The 17,824-nt window shown below is 44.4% G+C and carries 10 protein-coding genes, 2 pseudogenes and 2 riboswitches; of the genes and pseudogenes, 11 read left to right on the top strand and 1 reads right to left on the bottom strand.

Annotated elements, in window-relative coordinates:
* Nucleotides 1-1,392: a 2-isopropylmalate synthase gene (locus ACTQ50_RS02325; RefSeq protein WP_441482807.1), complete on the top strand. Its 1,392-nt coding sequence runs from the start codon at nucleotides 1-3 to the stop codon at nucleotides 1,390-1,392.
* Between the two features lie 90 nt (nucleotides 1,393-1,482).
* Nucleotides 1,483-2,688: an NADP-dependent isocitrate dehydrogenase gene (locus ACTQ50_RS02320; protein ID WP_441482806.1), complete on the top strand. Its 1,206-nt coding sequence runs from the start codon at nucleotides 1,483-1,485 to the stop codon at nucleotides 2,686-2,688.
* A gap of 274 nt (nucleotides 2,689-2,962) precedes the next feature.
* Here ACTQ50_RS02320 and ACTQ50_RS02315 read toward each other — a convergent pair whose 3' ends face one another.
* Nucleotides 2,963-4,876 (bottom strand): ABC-F family ATP-binding cassette domain-containing protein, encoded by a 1,914-nt coding sequence (locus ACTQ50_RS02315; RefSeq protein ID WP_441482805.1) that lies wholly within the window; start codon nucleotides 4,874-4,876, stop codon nucleotides 2,963-2,965.
* Between the two features lie 480 nt (nucleotides 4,877-5,356).
* A riboswitch (cyclic di-GMP riboswitch) is annotated at nucleotides 5,357-5,432 on the top strand.
* 190 nt (nucleotides 5,433-5,622) lie between these two features.
* Between ACTQ50_RS02315 and ACTQ50_RS02310 the strand changes: the two genes are divergently transcribed.
* The 9 genes and pseudogenes from ACTQ50_RS02310 to ACTQ50_RS02270 all read left to right on the top strand — a co-directional run bounded on the left by ACTQ50_RS02310 (nucleotide 5,623) and on the right by ACTQ50_RS02270 (nucleotide 17,812).
* Nucleotides 5,623-6,114, top strand: a complete 492-nt coding sequence (locus ACTQ50_RS02310) for a response regulator (RefSeq protein WP_441482804.1) — start codon at nucleotides 5,623-5,625, stop codon at nucleotides 6,112-6,114.
* A gap of 61 nt (nucleotides 6,115-6,175) precedes the next feature.
* On the top strand, nucleotides 6,176-6,991 hold the full coding sequence (locus tag ACTQ50_RS02305; RefSeq protein ID WP_441482803.1) for a substrate-binding periplasmic protein: 816 nt from the start codon (nucleotides 6,176-6,178) through the stop codon (nucleotides 6,989-6,991).
* Nucleotides 6,975-9,299 carry an ATP-binding response regulator gene (locus ACTQ50_RS02300; RefSeq protein ID WP_441482802.1) on the top strand — a complete coding sequence of 775 codons (2,325 nt, stop codon included), beginning with the start codon at nucleotides 6,975-6,977 and terminating at the stop codon, nucleotides 9,297-9,299. The genes ACTQ50_RS02305 and ACTQ50_RS02300 overlap by 17 nt, the downstream gene beginning before the upstream one ends.
* 82 nt (nucleotides 9,300-9,381) lie before the next feature.
* Nucleotides 9,382-10,125 (top strand): annotated as a pseudogene (locus ACTQ50_RS02295) (extracellular solute-binding protein); the annotation flags it as partial.
* Between the two features lie 498 nt (nucleotides 10,126-10,623).
* Nucleotides 10,624-13,245: pseudogene (locus ACTQ50_RS02290) on the top strand (response regulator); the annotation flags it as partial.
* A gap of 149 nt (nucleotides 13,246-13,394) precedes the next feature.
* Nucleotides 13,395-13,470, top strand: a riboswitch (cyclic di-GMP riboswitch).
* A 73-nt stretch (nucleotides 13,471-13,543) separates the two neighbouring features.
* The gene (locus tag ACTQ50_RS02285) at nucleotides 13,544-14,386 is read left to right on the top strand and encodes a PAS domain-containing protein (RefSeq protein ID WP_441482801.1); all 843 of its coding nucleotides are present in this window, start codon (nucleotides 13,544-13,546) and stop codon (nucleotides 14,384-14,386) included.
* A gap of 177 nt (nucleotides 14,387-14,563) precedes the next feature.
* Nucleotides 14,564-15,145: an ATP-binding protein gene (locus ACTQ50_RS02280; RefSeq protein WP_441482800.1), complete on the top strand. Its 582-nt coding sequence runs from the start codon at nucleotides 14,564-14,566 to the stop codon at nucleotides 15,143-15,145.
* A 268-nt stretch (nucleotides 15,146-15,413) separates the two neighbouring features.
* A complete protein-coding gene (locus ACTQ50_RS02275) occupies nucleotides 15,414-16,067 on the top strand; it encodes a redox-sensing transcriptional repressor Rex (protein WP_226818765.1) in 654 nt (217 codons plus the stop codon).
* Between the two features lie 194 nt (nucleotides 16,068-16,261).
* Nucleotides 16,262-17,812: an NAD(P)H-hydrate dehydratase gene (locus tag ACTQ50_RS02270; RefSeq protein ID WP_441482799.1), complete on the top strand. Its 1,551-nt coding sequence runs from the start codon at nucleotides 16,262-16,264 to the stop codon at nucleotides 17,810-17,812.
* The last annotated feature ends 12 nt before the right edge of the window (nucleotides 17,813-17,824 follow it).

The following is a 17,824-nucleotide window of genomic DNA, read 5'->3' as shown; positions in this document are numbered from 1 at the left end:
ATGGAAAACAGACGTGTTTCAATGAACCGCCACACGAACCTGCTTCAGTTAGAGGAGCATATGTACCCACTTGTGGACGTTGCAACTCCCAATGTATTCCGAAATCTTTTTCCATATTCAGAAGTACCGAAGATTGCATTCAACGACAGGGTCGTTCCACATCATATGCCAGATGATATCTGGATCACCGATACTACATTCCGTGATGGCCAGCAGTCAAGAGCGCCGTACAGTACCGAGCAGATCGTAAGGATTTACGATTACCTTCATAAGCTGGGCGGCCCGGAGGGAAGGATTCGTGCTTCTGAATTTTTCCTTTACAGTAAAAAAGACCGTGATGCAGTCGAGAAATGTATGGAGAGAGGCTACGAGTTCCCGGAGGTTACCAGCTGGATCCGTGCCAATAAGAAGGATTTCCAGCTTGTCCGCGATATGGGTATGAGAGAGACCGGTATTCTGGTAAGCTGCTCCGATTATCATATTTTCTATAAGATGAAAATGACACGTAAACAGGCTATGGAGCATTACCTGAGCATTGTAAAAGAGTGCCTGGAGATCGGCGTTTCTGTCCGCTGTCATCTGGAGGACATTACAAGAGCCGACATTTACGGCTATGTAATCCCGTTCTGCTTGGAACTGATGAAGCTTCGCCAGCAGTACGGTATTCCGATTAAGGTCCGCTGCTGTGATACCATGGGCTATGGTGTCAACTACCCTGGTGCCGTGATCCCGCGTTCTGTGCCTGGTATCATTTATGGTATTATGGTCCATGCAGGTGTTCCATCTGAGCTGATCGAGTGGCATGGCCACAACGACTTCTACAAGGCAGTCAGCAACTCCACAACAGCATGGCTGTACGGTGCCTGCGGTGTCAATACCTCTTTGTTTGGTATTGGAGAGCGTACTGGTAATACGCCTCTTGAGGCAATGGTATTTGAGTATGCACAGCTCCGGGGAAATCTTGGCGGTATGGATACTACGGTTATTACAGAACTGGCTGAGTATTATGAGAAAGAGATCGGCTACCATATTCCGGAGAGAACTCCTTTCGTTGGAAAGAACTTCAACGTAACAAGAGCCGGGATCCACGCTGATGGACTCCTGAAAAATGAGGAGATCTACAATGTATTTGATACTGAAAAATTCCTGAACCGCCCGGTCGAGGTGGCTGTTTCCAATACCTCCGGAGCTGCCGGAATCGCACACTGGATTGACAGCCATTACCGTCTGAAGGGTGACCAGAAGGTAGATAAGAACAGCGAACTTGTAAAGATGATCAAGTCCTGGGTTGACCAGCAGTATGAGGAAGGACGTGTTACGGTCCTTTGCGATGCAGAGCTGGAGACCGTTGTATCTGAGACCTGCCAGAGACTTGGGATTACATTAAAATGAGAACACCAGGATTGTGGGAGCAGCGTGGCTGCGGTACAATCCGTAGTGTTCGGAGTATAACTACAAATAATTTTATACTAGGAGGAAATAATGGGTAAAATTCAAATGCAGACCCCTCTTGTAGAGATGGACGGGGATGAGATGACCAGAATTCTGTGGCAGATGATTAAGGATGAGCTTCTTCTTCCTTTTGTAGATCTGAAAACAGAATACTATGACCTTGGACTGGAATACAGAAACGAGACAGATGATCAGGTAACCATAGATGCAGCAGAAGCCACCAAGAAATACGGCGTTGCTGTTAAGTGTGCCACCATTACCCCGAACAAAGCCAGAATGTCCGAGTACAATCTGAAGAAAATGTACAAGAGCCCTAACGGAACCATCCGTGCCATCCTGGACGGAACTGTTTTCCGCGCTCCGATCGTGGTAAAAGGAATCGAGCCATGTGTGAAGAACTGGAAGAAACCGATCACCATTGCACGCCATGCTTATGGCGATGTATACAAGAATGCTGAAATGTACATTGACAAACCAGGGGATGCCATGCTGGTATTCAAAGGGGAAGACGGAGAAGAGCGGACCGAACTGATCCATCATTTTGACACTCCTGGTGTGATCCAGGGCGTTCATAACCTGGACAGATCCATTACAAGCTTTGCAAGATGCTGCTTTAATTATGCATTGGATACCAAGCAGGATCTGTGGTTTGGCGGCAAGGATACCATTTCCAAAACTTACGATGGTAAATTTAAAGAGATTTTCCACAATATTTATGAGGCTGAGTTCAAAGAGAAATTTGAGGCAGCAGGCATTACCTTCTTCTACAGTCTGATCGATGACGTAGTAGCCCGTGTAATGAAGGCAGAAGGCGGATTTATCTGGGGCTGCAAGAACTATGACGGAGATGTGATGAGCGATATGATCTCCTCCGCATTTGGTTCCCTGGCTATGATGACTTCCGTTCTGGTTTCCCCGGATGGATATTATGAGTACGAGGCTGCACACGGAACGGTTCAGAGACATTATTATCGTCATCTGAAAGGAGAGGAGACCTCTACCAACTCTGTAGCGACCATCTTTGCATGGACAGGCGCACTTCGTAAACGCGGCGAGTTAGATAAGAATCAGGAGCTTGTAGAGTTTGCAGATAAGCTGGAGAAAGCAACTCTTTCCACGATCGAAGACGGACAGATGACCAAAGACCTGGCGCTGATCACGTCCTTAAAGGATGTGAAAGTCCTTAACAGCCGCGGGTTTATTCTGGCGATCAGAGAGAAACTTGAGACAATGTAATGAGATAAACAACTTTGAAAAGTAGTTTGAGACAAAATGTTAATATTGTTATAAAAAACAGGAACGGTTTCGGGTATCTATTCGAAATTCGTTCCTGCTTTTATACCTGCACACTCGAATCCACATCCTACGCGATTGGTATAGTTATTTACGAAACGATGTACTAGTTTGTGTCGGTGCGTGGCCCTGTGGTGGCTGTCTCGTTTCGTAAATACAAATTATGGAGGAGGATAAGAATTGCAGGATATCACTGGCAAGAGTTTATAGCTTAATGCTATGCCAGCTCCTCCCACTTCTCATAAAGCCCTTCCAGTTTCTCTGCAATTGCAGCCTTCTCCCGGCTGAGCTTGGTGCATTCTGCCACATTCGTACAAACATCCGGCAGAACCATAGTGTTGTCGATTTCTTTATCCCTTGCTTCCAGCTCCTCGATCCGGGCTTCCACTTTCTTTAATTCATTTTCCCGTTTGCGCTTCAGTGCCTGTTCCTCTTTCTGCTGCTGCCAGGTAAGCTTGGTTCCTGAAACAGTTTCCTTTGCTTCCAGAGAAGCAGATTCCTGAATTGGAGCGTAAATCTGCGTCATTTCATCTTTCTTTTCCAGATAGTAATCATAATCCCCGATATAGTTGACAATAGCCTGATTCGTCAGATCCATAATACGGGTGGCAGTCTGGTTAATAAAATAACGGTCATGGGAAACGTAGAGTACGGTTCCGGTATAACTGTTCAGCGCCTCTTCCAGAATCTCTTTGGAAGCAATATCCAGATGGTTGGTAGGCTCATCCAGGATCAGGAAGTTGGCTTCTGAAAGCATCAGCTTTGCCAGGGAAACACGGCCTCGCTCACCACCGGAGAGAGCGGAAATCAGCTTGAATACATCATCTCCTGTGAAAAGGAAAGCAGCCAGCATATTGCGGATCTCTGTTTCCGTGAGAGTTGGATAAGTGTCGGAAATTTCCTGGAAAATGGTTTTCTCCATATGCAGAACATGGTGTTCCTGGTCATAGTATCCAATCTGCACTTTGGAACCAAGGGCAAAGCGTCCTGCGTCAGCTTCCACGATTCCGTTGAGAATCTTCAGAATGGTGGTTTTGCCAGTACCGTTATTGCCGATCAGGGCTACACGTTCACCACGCTTGATCTCAAAATTAATATCTGTAAATAAGGTCTGTCCAGGGAAAGCCTTGGAAAGCCCCTCTACCGTAAGCACGTCATTTCCACTGATAAAACGGGGCTCCAGGGAGATGCGCATCTGGTTATCAATTTCGATCGGCTTCTCAATACGCTGGATCTTGTCCAGCATTTTTACACGGCTTTCCGCGCGCTTAATGGATTTCTCACGGTTAAAAGAGCGGAGCTTAGTGATAACAGCCTCCTGGTGTTTAATCTCTCTTTGCTGGTTCAGGTATGCCTTGTACTGGGCGTCACGCAGCTGCGCCTTCTTAAGCGCATAAGCAGAATAATTTCCCTCGTACATTCGCATCTGGGCTACCTCGATCTCCACGATCTTGGTGACAACTTTATCCAGAAAATAACGGTCATGGGAGACGATAAATACAGCACCCGGGTAGTTGAGAAGATAGGTCTCAAGCCAGGCAATGCTCTCCATATCCAGGTGGTTGGTTGGCTCATCCAGAAGCAGGATATCCGGCTTGGAGATCAGAAGCTTGCCAAGGGCAACCCGTGTCTTCTGACCACCGGAAAGGTTTTCAATCTGTTTGTTGTAGTCTTCCTCTTCAAATCCAAGACCCTTTAAAACACCTACAATCTCACTTTTGTAAGCGTAGCCGTTCTCAAGTTCAAACTGATGGGTAAGACGGGTGTAGCTGTTCATCAGGCTTTCCAGCTTTTCACCAGCTACATATTTCATTTCCTGTTCCAGAGAACGGATCTTATCCTCCATGTCCAGAATGTACTGCTTAGTGGTCATCAGTTCCTCATAAATAGTGTGATGCCCATGAATGTCCTGGTACTGTGCCAGATAACCGATCTTCTTATTTTTGGCAATAACTACCTGTCCGGAATCGGCGGAAATCTCCTGCATAATAATACGAAGGAGAGTGGTTTTTCCTGCGCCGTTATTGCCAATCAGGGCGGCCTTTTCCCGTTCTTCTATGTGAAAGGAAGCATCCTGCAGGATTACTTTTTCCCCAAAAGATTTGCAGATGCTCTGACATGATAAAATCATAATTTCCTCCTTAAAAAGCCAGTTTCGTAAATACAAAATCTGTCATATATAAAAGCCTGTTGCTTTAGGCAATGGCTTGTCCAGAAGAATATTATACTTGAAAAACAGATTTTTTGAAAGAATAATTGTCAAATAACAAAGAAAATGTAAAAATTTGTAAGTATGCACAAGCAATCCCATGAAAGCTCTGAAAAATATAGTATTTCTGTATTTTCTGCTTATTGCAAATTTACCGCTGCTTATCATAAAATATCGTATTTTTGTGTTAGTCTGAATGTCAGGAAAAGAGAAGCCAGAGAGAGAATCTGATTGGAGGTAAGGACAGTTTAGAATAAGCATAACAAGTTGGAGGTCACGGATCGCAAAGAGGCTTCTGGTTTTTTTGTTTTTAGGCGTTAAAGCATAATATTTTTCTTGTGTATAGTGGAGTATTAGCGTATAATAGAAACATTTTTTTGCGCATATGTTTAAAAGCTATAATAAGAAAACCGGCAAAACAGACGAAAGTCTGCGACGCAAAGCTACAGGGCCTGTAAAATGGCAGCCAGTTGCATGAACTGACGTGCACTGTCTGTGAGACGGTGTCTTTTTTTCGGCGTTACTTCATAGACGTAACAATACTCACGATATACGTACTCCTATGAATGCAATCATTGGTATGACATCATTAATCCGATATGATGCCGGTGATAAAGGCAAGGTAATAGAGTATGCGGATAAAATTGACACTTTGTTTTGAGATTTTTATGGATCTGAAAATTACAGAAGAAAGATCTGCTTCTTCTGTGTCACAGGCAGAATCAGATGAGCAGGAAGGTAATATCCTGCAGGGAATGCGGTTCCTGTGTGCAGAGGATAATGAGATAAATGCAGAAATCCTGACGGAACTGTTAAAGATTGAAGGTGCGGAGTGCATCATCTGTGAAAATGGCGAAGAGATTTTGAAAGCATTTGAACAGTCTGCTCCAGGGGAATATGACATGATCCTGATGGACGTACAGATGCCTGTTATGAATGGCTATGAGGCAACAAAGGCAATCCGCAGAAGTTCCCATGGACTGGCAAGGAAGATTCCGATCATTGCCATGACCGCCAATGCATTCTCAGAGGATATCCAGCGTTCACTGGCTACCGGTATGAATGCTCATGTTTCAAAACCGGTTGAGATGAAGGTACTGGAAAAGACAATCAGAAGTATAAAAACTGGCGGGGGCACCGAACCGCAGGTCATTGAATAGTAACAAATGGCAGGGAATCAGATATGAAAAAAACGAAAAGGATAGTTAGGATAGACAGAAAATGAAAGGAAAAAGAGTGATTGCAGGCATTCTGCATGCGGGAATTTTAGCAGTTACCCTGGCAGGGTGTAAAAACACAGATAACACGAAAGAAGAAACAGAAAAGCCCGTCATTACCCTCGGCAGCGACAGCTATCCACCATACAATTATCTGAATGAGGATGGTGTACCGACGGGCATAGATGTAGAACTGGCTACAGAAGCTTTCAAAAGAATGGGATATCAGGTGGAGGTTGTCCAGATCAACTGGGAGAAGAAAAAAGAACTGGTGGAAAGCGGAGAGATTGACTGTATCATGGGTTGTTTTTCCATGGAAGGACGTCTTGACGATTACTGCTGGGCAGGACCGTACATAGCAAGCCGCCAGGTGGTCGCTGTAAATGAGAATAGTGACATCTATAAACTGAGCGATCTGGAGGAAAAGAACCTGGCTGTCCAGTCCACAACCAAACCGGAAGGTATTTTTCTGAACCGGACAGATGATAGAATCCCCAAACTGGCAAATCTGATCAGTCTCGGACACCGGGAGTTGATTTATACGTTTCTGGGGAAAGGATATGTAGATGCAGTTGCTGCACATGAGGAATCTATCGTCCAGTATATGAAGGATTATGATGCAAGCTTCCGTATCCTGGAAGAGCCTCTGATGATCACCGGAATAGGTGTCGCTTTTGCAAAAGGTGATGACAGAGGAATCTGTGAACAGATGGAACAGACATTGGAACAGATGCGTCAGGATGGCACATCCCTGAAAATTATTGAAAAATATCTGGATGATCCCCAGAAGTATCTGGAGGTGGATGACCTTGGATATTAAGAGAAAGAAAAAAGAAAAACGAATCCAGATGATCGGAGGTCTGATTGGAATCTGTGTGGCTGTAGTCTCTCTGTTTTATTTCTTCCATATAGAAAAAGCGGAAGCAGAGAAAAGAATGGTGGAGATTGTAAATTATGTCAAAGTGCAGTGTTCCACCTACACCCATTATAATGAATCTTCCGAATCCAAAAGTCTTCTCCGTTCAATTGAAAGTGCCAGACAGATGAGTACGAATATTAACATGGAAATCGAAAACGGCGGACAGCTAAGCCAGGAGTTCCTGAAAGAAAACCTGCAGACTCTCTGGGTGGATGGTATCATTGTACTGGATATAGAAGGAAAGACGGACTGTGAATACAGCACGGACGAGGCTCTGGCTAATGAGATTACGGAGTATCTGCAAAAAGAAATTATCATGGATTTTGCCGGATATGAAGAAAGATCTTATTCAGAACGGTTTGCCAGGGAAGATGGATCCTATATTGACATTGCAGCCTGTGCCAGAAAAGATGCACCGGGTATTGTTGCAATCTACTATTACACATCTCCTGAATTTACCAGAAATTATACTTTGACGATGCAAAGTCTTTTAAATGGCTATAGTACCCGGAAGGATGGAACGATTATTGTTGCAGACGAGGGAATCGTTGTTGCCAGCAATGATCAGAGCCTGTTGGGGCAGAATACGGCTGACAACGAAGTTGTTCAGGCAATGAAGGGGCATACAGACAGTCAGCACATTTTTCATTTGAAGAATGAAGGGAGCGGATGCTACGGAATCATGCTGAAGCAGAGGGATTACTATATTTATGCATATCTTCCGGATACAGAGGTGTTCCATAATCTTCCATTAAGTGTGATAAGTGTTATTTTTCTCTATTTTCTGATATTCGGCACATTCTGGTTCTGGACATACAGAACCAATCTGGTGCACTGGAAACAGGAACAGGAAAAAGATGAAAAATATAAGGCAGAACTTCTGATAGCTGCAAAAAAGGCAGAAGCCGCCAATGAGGCAAAAACAGAGTTTCTCCAGCGGATGAGCCATGATATCCGGACTCCGATCAATGGAATCTGCGGCATGGTCAATATGGCAGAACATTATGCAGATGATTTGGAGAAACAGACGGAATACAGGACAAAGGTGAAAAAGGCGTCCAATCTGTTGCTGGAACTGGTAAATGAAATCCTGGATATGAGTAAGCTTGAGTCAGGCGAAATCGTTCTGGAAGAGATTCCATTTAATCTGAGCAGTATTTCAAGGGAAGTATTTGCTGTGATCAAGCAGATGGCTGCAGAACAGAATATCCGGATCGAGTGGGAGAAAAAAGAAATCACACACCGGGATTTTATTGGAAGTCCGGGGTATGTGAAACGTGTGATGATGAATATCCTGTCCAATGCGGTGAAATATAACAGAGAAAACGGACATATCTATATCAGCTGCATGGAAATCCCATCCGAACAGCCGGGAATGACCACAATGGAATTTGTCTGCCGGGATACCGGAATCGGAATGACTGAGGAGTTCCAGAAATGTGTATTTGAACCATTTGCACAGGAACACACAGGAAGCCGCACAAAATTTGCCGGAACAGGACTTGGAATGCCGATTGCAAAGAATCTGGTCGAGAAAATGGGTGGAACCATTACCTTTGAAAGTGAAGAGGGCGCAGGCACCACCTTTGTGATCCGGGTTCCGTTCAAAATAGATCTGGATGCGGATAAACGTGAAGAACAGAAGGATGTATCAGAAAACTCTATAAAGGGACTGCATATTCTTCTGGCAGAAGACAATGACTTGAATATGGAAATTGCAGAATTTATGCTCCAGAATGTAGGCGCTGAGGTGACGAAAGCATGGAATGGACAGGAAGCTGTTGAGATATTCAGAAAAAGTAAACCTGGTGAATTTGATGTCATTCTTATGGACATTATGATGCCGGTTATGAATGGTTATGAAGCTACAAAGAAAATCCGTTCTCTGGACAGAGAGGATGCAAAGGTGATTCCGATCATTGCAATGGCAGCAAATGCGTTCACGGAGGACAGACTGAGGGCAAAAGAAGCAGGAATGGATGAACATATAGCAAAGCCTGTTGATGGAAAATTATTAATAAAGGTAATTCATAAACTGATGAAACACAATTTCAGGGGGGTCATAATGAAAAAACGGAATAAGTTACTTGCTGCACTTCTGGTGATGGCGACAGCCATATCACTTTTGTCAGGCTGTGACAGAAAAATTGCAGAAAAAAGAAGATGCAGAAACCATCACAGTGTATTTATGGAGCACCAACCTGTATGATAAATATGCACCATACATCCAGGAACAGCTTCCGGATATCAATGTTGAATTTGTAGTCGGCAATAATGATCTGGATTTTTATATGTTTCTTGATGAAAACGGTGGATTGCCGGATATTATTACCTGCTGCCGGTTTTCCCTGCATGACGCAAGTCCGCTGAAGGACAGTCTGATGGATCTTTCCACAACCAATGAGGCAGGTGCTGTCTATGATACCTACCTCAGCAGTTTTATGAACGAGGATGGTAGCGTAAACTGGCTTCCCGTGTGTGCAGATGCCCACGGTTTTGTAGTGAACAAGGACCTTTTTGAAAAGTATGAGATTCCGCTGCCAACCGATTATGAAAGCTTTGTCTCTGCCTGCCAGGCATTTGACGAGGTGGGAATCCGTGGCTTTACTGCAGACTATTATTACGATTATACCTGTATGGAAACACTGCAGGGTCTGTCTGCATCAGAATTGTCTTCTGTAGACGGACGCAAGTGGCGCACCACCTACAGTGACCCGGATAATACAAAGAGAGAAGGTCTGGATGGTACCGTCTGGCCTCAGGCTTTTGAACGCATGGAGCAGTTTATCCAGGATACAGGGCTGAACCAGGATGATCTGTACATGAATTATGATGATATCGTTGAGATGTACCAGAGTGGTAAACTTGCCATGTACTTTGGCAGCTCAGCGGGTGTAAAAATGTTTCAGGATCAGGGCATTAACACAACATTTCTGCCATTCTTTCAGGAGAATGGCGAAAAGTGGCTGATGACGACCCCATATTTCCAGGTGGCCTTAAACCGCGACCTGACACAGGACGAAGCGCGCCGGAAGAAAGCAATGAAGGTGCTGAATACAATGCTTTCAGAGGAGGCACAGAACCGGATCATTAGTGATGGACAGGATCTGTTGAGCTACAGCCAGGATGTGGAGTTCAGGCTTACGGAGTATCTGAAGGATGTGAAACCTGTGATCGAAGAAAATCATATGTATATCCGCATTGCGTCAAATGACTTTTTCTCCGTTTCCAAGGATGTGGTGTCTAAGATGATCTCAGGAGAATACGATGCAGAGCAGGCCTATCAGTCATTTAATACCCAGCTTCTTGCGGAAGAAGCTGCTTCAGAGAATACCGTGCTGGATTCACAGAAATCCTATTCCAACCGCTTTCATAGCAGTGGCGGGAACGCGGCATATTCGGTTATGGCAAACACCCTGCGCGGCATTTATGGTACGGATGTGCTGCTCGCAACCGGAAACAGCTTTACGGGAAATGTGCTGAAAGCCGGTTATACAGAAAAAATGGCGGGTGACATGATCATGCCAAATGGTCTGTCAGCCGACGGAAACTATAAGCTGGTGACAGGGGAAAACGGATACCTTGGATTACAGGAAGATATTGAAGAGGACATCCGGCAGGGAAAGGATGTGATATCAAATGCAGCAGTTCCAGGAAAATCCCAGCTGCTTGTTTTTGCCACTCCCAGGGCGCACGGAAGCTATCAGGGATTTGAATATGATGCCATTGCCATTGCCTATGAAAACTCTGATATCGTAGATGTACTGGATATTTCTGCTTTCAATGGAAATGCACAGAGTTTTATTGTTCATCCGGATGGCCGTGTTGTGATCGATCATTCTTCTGAGTCATGGGGGAATGTATATAATTTCTTCGGTGTTCTGAGAGAGCATTCTGATATGTCTGAGAAAGAGGTCAATAAGCTTTCGGAGAAGTTTAAAGCGGGACATACCGGTGCGCTGCTGGTAGATCTGGATGGAAGAAACTATTATCTGGTTTATGAAAAATCGGATATTCAGGACTGGGTATTTCTGGGACTTGTACAGGCGGATATTGTCAATGCCAGTATGAACAGCCTGCAGCGTAGCACAATGTTCCTTGTGGCTGCTGTCGTGTTCTGTATTGCCGCCTTTTTTATCAGCCTTATTATCCAAAAAAACAGGATAAGCCTTAGAAGAAAGGACACACAGATCCGGTACAGGGACGAACTGTTTCAAAAGCTGTCAATGAATGTGGATGACGTTTTCCTGATGCTGGATGCCAAAACATATCAGGCAGATTACGTCAGCCCGAATGTGGAAAAGCTGCTGGGCATTACGGTAGAACAGATCCGCAAAAATATTCGTGTTCTGGGAAAAATGCATCCAGAGGAACATGAAAATCCGGAGAAAAATTATCTGGAGGAAATCCGGGTGAATGAACAAAGAGAATGGGATTTTGAATATGTTCATCAGAACACAGGGGAAAAACGCTGGTTCCATAATATTGCAATGGGCAGTGAGATAGACGGAAAAAAGAAATACATCCTGGTTATGTCGGACCGTACCGCTGACTGGAAAATGAACCAGGCACTTTCTGAGGCAGTCCGTGCTTCGGAGACAGCAAACAGGGCCAAGAGTACCTTCCTTTCCAACATGTCTCACGATATCCGGACACCAATGAATGCGATCATCGGCTTTACCACACTGGCTGTAAGTAATATTGATGATAAAAACAAGGTTCGGGATTATCTGGGAAAGATCCTTTCCTCCAGTAACCATCTGCTTTCCCTGATCAATGATATCCTGGATATGAGCCGGATTGAGAGCGGAAAGATCCATCTGGAAGAAACGGAGGTCAGTCTGTCGGATGTGCTTCATGATCTGAAGACGATCATCAGCGGGCAGATCCATGCGAAACAGCTGGAGCTTTATATGGATGCCATGGATGTGACAAATGAGGATGTCTATTGTGATAAGACGAGGCTGAATCAGGTGCTGCTGAATCTTTTGTCCAATGCGATCAAGTTTACTCCTGCTGGCGGAACCGTTTCTGTCCGGCTGAAACAGTATCCGGGGCTCCAAAGAGGCAGTGAACTGTACGAGATCCGGGTGAAGGATACAGGAATTGGCATGAGCCAGGAATTCGTGAAGAAGATCTTTTCTCCTTTTGAGAGGGAGCGGACTTCCACTGTGAGCAGGACTCAGGGTACAGGACTTGGCATGGCCATCACCAAGAATATTGTGGATATGATGGGCGGCACCATTGAGGTCCGGACAGAGCAGGGGAAAGGTACCGAATTTATCGTCCGTCTGCCATTCCGGACTCAGCCTGAGAATCACCGGATAGAGAAGATTGCAGAGCTGGAAGGCCTTAAGGCTCTGGTTGTAGATGACGATTTTAATACCTGTGACAGCGTGACAAAAATGCTTGTGAGGGTTGGAATGCGTTCGGAATGGACACTTTCCGGTAAGGAGGCTGTTCTGCGTGCACGGCAGTCTATGGAGCTTGGGGATGCCTTCCATGCTTATATCATCGACTGGCGTCTGCCGGATATGAATGGTATTGAGGTCACCAGACAGATCCGCAGTCTTGGTGACGATACACCGATCATTATTCTGACTGCTTATGACTGGTCAGACATCGAAGTGGAAGCCAGGGCTGCAGGGGTAACTGCATTCTGCGCGAAACCTCTGTTTATGTCCGATATCAGAGATACCCTGATGGCTGCCATTGGCCAGAATCAGGCTGAGCAGGAGAATCCTGTTCTTCCGGCGGCATGCTCAGATTTCAGAGGCAAATGTATACTGCTTGTGGAAGACAATGAACTGAACAGTGAAATTGCGGTGGAGATCCTTAATGAATATGGCTTCCTGGTGGATACTGCAGAAAACGGGGCAGAGGCAGTTGAGAAGGTCAAGAGGTCGAAACCGGACGGTTATGATCTGGTGCTGATGGATGTGCAGATGCCGGTAATGAACGGATATGAGGCCACGAAGCAGATCCGTGCCCTTAGGAATCCGGCACTGGCAGGAATCACCATCCTTGCCATGACGGCCAATGCTTTTGACGAGGACAGAAAAAAAGCGCTGGAATGTGGTATGAATGGATTCTTATCCAAGCCAATCGTTCTAGAGGAATTGATCAGTACGTTACAAAATAATCTGACAGATTAGTAATAAGAACCTGCTAAGAAGTTCGGTTAACAACTTTTTAGCAGGTTTTTAAATTATTTTTAAGCGTTAAAGCGGTGAAATTTTTCTTGTGTAAAGTGGAGTAGGGGAGTATAATAAAATCAGTTTTTGCATAATTTTAAAAGCTATAATAAGAAAATCGGCAAACCAGATGAAAGTCTGGGACGCAAAGCTACAGGGCCTTTAAAATGGCAGCCAGTTGCATGAAATGAGGTGCACTGTCCGTAGGACAGTGTTTTTCATTTAATAGTACATGAGAAAAGAAGGAGGAATTCAGCTGTTGAAGAAAGCGGTTCAGGCTGCAATATATGAAAAAGCTCTAAAAAACCATTATATAGAAATCCTGTACATTGATTTTGAGAATACAGGAAAATGCATAAAGCTTCATCAGGATACAAACCTGTTAAATGGTGAAAATATTTTTCCAGAGTCAGATGAGCAAATGTATGAGGATTATATCTGTGAGAAAATAATGCGTTATGCATCTGGCAATATAGATGATCTTAATCGTGTAAAACAGCAGATGACGATGGAAGCAATCGCAAAAGGAACAGCAGAACACATCATGCATCATGTTATGATCAATTTTATGCTGAATGGCGAGATGCGTTTCATGCAGTTTGACTTTACAAGGGAAAGTGCAGATACAAAAAATGTGTTCCTGTTTGTGGAGGACTATACAGTTCCACAGCAGCAGGCGTTTATAACGACGTTGCGTTCTATTGAAAACAGTGCTGTTCTGTTTTGTATCCTTTCAGAAGAGGAGGACGCAAAAACAACGCTATGCTATGATCCTGTTTTTATTACCCGGGGCTTTGCAGAGATGATGGAAACTACACAGCAGCAGATGATGCTGTTGCAGAAGAAACCTTTTTGCGAAACAGTACATCCGGATGATCAGCAATATGTAGAGGAATCTGTGAGAAACCTCAATATAGAGCATCCACATACAAATATTTTTTATAGAAAAAGAAATCCGCAGGGAAAATGGTTCTATATGCAATCAGATTTTTCTTATCTTGTTGTGGGTAAGAAAATATATATCTATGTGACCTATCAGGATGTCAGTGCATTGCAGAAGAATGAAGAATTGTCAAATGCACTTCATTATAGTAAAAATTGATATAAATACTATACTTGCTGTTTTTGATCAGATGTTTGGAACTGTATAAAATCCGCACGAATCAATGAATGCCACGTAAAGGGATAAAAGTGAGAAAGTGGTAAACTGGAATATAAACCAGTACCGGTAGATCTCTGGGATATGATAAATACTGTTTTGTCGATTGCAAGAGGATATATGGAAAACCGTGACCTTAATTTTTGTGTTTCAAGAGAAGAGCTTAAAAATCCCTATGTGATGGCAGATGAACTCAGAATCAGGGAAGTATTGCTCAACATTATCAGCAATGCAGTCAAATTTACAAAAGACGGAGGTACCATTTCATTTGCTGCAGAAAACGGTCCGGGTAATGATGAGCATCATATAATCGTACGCTATCGTATATCAGATACCGGAATTGGTATGAGTGAGGAGTTTCAGAGCAGAATCTTTGATGAGTTCAGTCAGGAAAATGATGGGGCAAGAACCAGTTATAAGGGAACTGGACTGGGAATGGCCATTGCCAAACAGTATGTAGATCTTATGGGTGGGAAAATTAAGGTCAGCAGCAAACAGGGAATTGGCTCAACATTTACGGTAGAAATCCCTCTGATTATAGCAGAACATGGATTTACGGAAGAGAAAGAAAAGTTAAGGAACGATATGGATTTACATGGTTTGCATGTTCTTTTGGCAGAGGATAATGATTTAAATGCAGAAATAGCAATCGCTTTATTGGAAGAAAAAGGGATTTTTGTGAGCTTTATCCTGATACTATGAATTTGGTTCCTGTTCACTCCGTGACCAGCAACACACTTCGCGATGCACAGAAATCATGCATTCGCATGATTTCGCGCCGATGTTCCCGGGTTTTCTGTGAGCTTCGCTCAAAAAAACACCTGGCGGAACGTTACCAGTGAACAGTAACTGAATTTGCAAAATATTTGTAATTCTGCACAACTTTAATTGACAAGAAAATAACATTTAGGTATAATTGACATAGTGTGACGCGGAAAATTTAGGCAGCGGAAACAAGGAGGGGAACATTTTGGAGGCGAAGGAAATCTCAAAGGCAGTGATCAAAAGACTGCCAAGGTATTATCGCTATCTGGGGGAGCTGATGGAAGAGAAAGTTGAGCGTATATCTTCCAATGACCTTAGTAAGAAAATGCATGTGACTGCATCACAGATCCGCCAGGATTTAAATAATTTCGGCGGTTTTGGACAGCAGGGCTATGGATATAATGTTGAATATCTTTATACAGAAATTGGTAAGATCTTAGGACTGGACACCATTCATCCTATGATCATTCTTGGTGCAGGTAACCTGGGACAGGCACTTGCCAATTACGGGGATTTTGAGAAAAGAGGATTTCGTCTGGTTGGGATTTTTGACGTAAATCCGGTTCTGGAAGGAATTTCGGTTCGGGGAATTGAGATTCAGATGATCAGTCACCTTCCAGAATTTATCAAAGAGAATCAGGTAGAGATCGCCATTCTGACTCTGCCGAAGAACAAGGCCAAGGAGATGGCGAAGGTTCTCATTGACAATGGAATCAAGGCAATCTGGAACTTTGCACATACAGATCTTGATGCTCCTGAGAACGTGATCGTGGAGAATGTTCATCTGTCTGAGAGCCTGATGGCACTGTCTTATAATTTAAGCCAGTACCGCAACGAGCATAAAGAAAACAAAGAATAAAACGTTACTGTGAAGGACATGACAGTAACAACAAAAGGTCAAAGAGGACTGCTGCTTGTCTCGCTGAAAGATTTACAGGAGACCGGGCGGCAGTTTTGCATTAGAGCGTGTTTGAAAATGGCTTTAGCGGTTAATGGGCAGAGAGTGAACTGCAACCGGAGCCCAAAAGTTATTCTAATGTTAGGAGTGGTTTTATGAAAAAAGTTGTGACCTGCAGTCAGATGAAGCTTCTTGACTATGGTACTATTCATAATATGCATGTTCCCTCCCTGGTTCTTATGGAGAGGGCGGCGCTTGCCACGGCAGAAGAGATCCGGAAGTATCTGGAAAAGAAAAACAGTCCTGGAAACTTAGAAAAAGAGCGGATACTGGCCGTCTGTGGCTCCGGCAATAACGGCGGTGACGGGATTGCCATTGCAAGGCTTCTTCATCTTGCCGGGATACATTCCGAAATCTATCTTGCAGGAAATCCGGACAAAATGACCGAAGAAACCAGACACCAGTGGGAAATTGCCAGGAACTATGGCGTTCCCGCAACGAATAACCCGGTATGGGATGAATATACTGTTATAGTAGACGGGATTTTCGGCGTTGGGTTGTCCAGGGAGATTTCCGGAACTTATAAGGAAATCATCCACAGTATGAATCAGACCAGAGCCTATAAAGTGGCGGTGGATATTCCGTCTGGCATTCACGGAGATACGGGAGCAGTTCTTGGAATTGCTTTTCAGGCAGATCTGACGGTAACCTTTGCATACCGGAAACGGGGGCTGTGCTTTTTCCCTGGCAGAGCATACGCTGGCAGGATCCTGGTGGCGGACATCGGGATCTATGACCGGGATCGTGATGGCAGTGAACTTGCAGATCAGGCAGCCTGGCATCTGGAGAAAAGGGATGTGGAAACACTTCCTGCAAGACCTGCCTGGGGAAATAAAGGAACCTTTGGAAAAATACTTTTGGTCGCGGGCTCGAAAGGCATGTGCGGCGCCGCTTATTTAAGCGCCAGCGCAGCACTTCACGGGGGAGCTGGTATGGTAAAGATCCAGACTGTGGAAGAGAACCGGATCCCGCTGCAGAGCCTTCTTCCAGAAGCTATGGTGAGCTGTGAATTTGACGAAGCGTCCAATGAGAAAAACTTAAACTGGTGTGATGTGCTGGTGATCGGTCCGGGACTTGGCACCGAAAGCAGTGGAAAAGAAAGATTGCTCTGGTTTCTGAAAAACGGGACAAAAGCAGGAAAACCTGTTATACTGGATGCAGATGGCCTGAACCTTCTGGCTATGAATCCCCAGTGGATGGAATCGCTGAACCAGCAGACCATTCTTACCCCTCACATGGGAGAAATGAGCCGGCTTACCGGCAGGACAATTTCCGAACTAAAAGCAGACCCCGCGGCCAGTGCCTGGGAGTTTGCCAAGAAAACAGGCTGTGTCTGTGTATTAAAAGATGCCTGTACCACTGTGGCAGATGGAGATGGCAGTTTGTACCTGAATCTTTCCGGCAACTGCGGAATGGCAACGGCTGGAAGCGGAGACGTTCTGTCTGGTATGATCGCAGCAGTTCTTTGCATGTATTTAAGCAGTGGGGAGAACAGGGATATTTCTTATAAAACAGCGCTGGCGGTGTATATTCACGGTCTTTGCGGTGATATTGCCAGAGAGAAAAAAGAAACTCACAGTATGACGGCGAAAGATATGATCGAAGCACTTCCGGAAGTATTAAAGCTGGCAGAAAATTTAGAATAAAAATCGAGGAAA

The organism is Blautia sp. Sow4_E7, assembly GCF_052116245.1.
Taxonomy (GTDB): domain Bacteria; phylum Bacillota; class Clostridia; order Lachnospirales; family Lachnospiraceae; genus Blautia_A.
The sequence above is the reverse complement of the archived record's forward strand: the minus strand, read 5'-3'. Positions and strand labels throughout refer to the sequence as shown.

Coding starts and splice junctions, on each gene's coding strand:
- ACTQ50_RS02325 (WP_441482807.1), top strand. CDS start 1: ATGGAAAACAGACGTGTTTCAATGAACCGCCACACGAACCTGCTTCAG.
- ACTQ50_RS02320 (WP_441482806.1), top strand. CDS start 1,483: ATGGGTAAAATTCAAATGCAGACCCCTCTTGTAGAGATGGACGGGGAT.
- ACTQ50_RS02315 (WP_441482805.1), bottom strand. CDS start 4,876: ATGATTTTATCATGTCAGAGCATCTGCAAATCTTTTGGGGAAAAAGTA.
- ACTQ50_RS02310 (WP_441482804.1), top strand. CDS start 5,623: ATGGATCTGAAAATTACAGAAGAAAGATCTGCTTCTTCTGTGTCACAG.
- ACTQ50_RS02305 (WP_441482803.1), top strand. CDS start 6,176: ATGAAAGGAAAAAGAGTGATTGCAGGCATTCTGCATGCGGGAATTTTA.
- ACTQ50_RS02300 (WP_441482802.1), top strand. CDS start 6,975: ATGACCTTGGATATTAAGAGAAAGAAAAAAGAAAAACGAATCCAGATG.
- ACTQ50_RS02280 (WP_441482800.1), top strand. CDS start 14,564: ATGGAAAACCGTGACCTTAATTTTTGTGTTTCAAGAGAAGAGCTTAAA.
- ACTQ50_RS02270 (WP_441482799.1), top strand. CDS start 16,262: ATGAAAAAAGTTGTGACCTGCAGTCAGATGAAGCTTCTTGACTATGGT.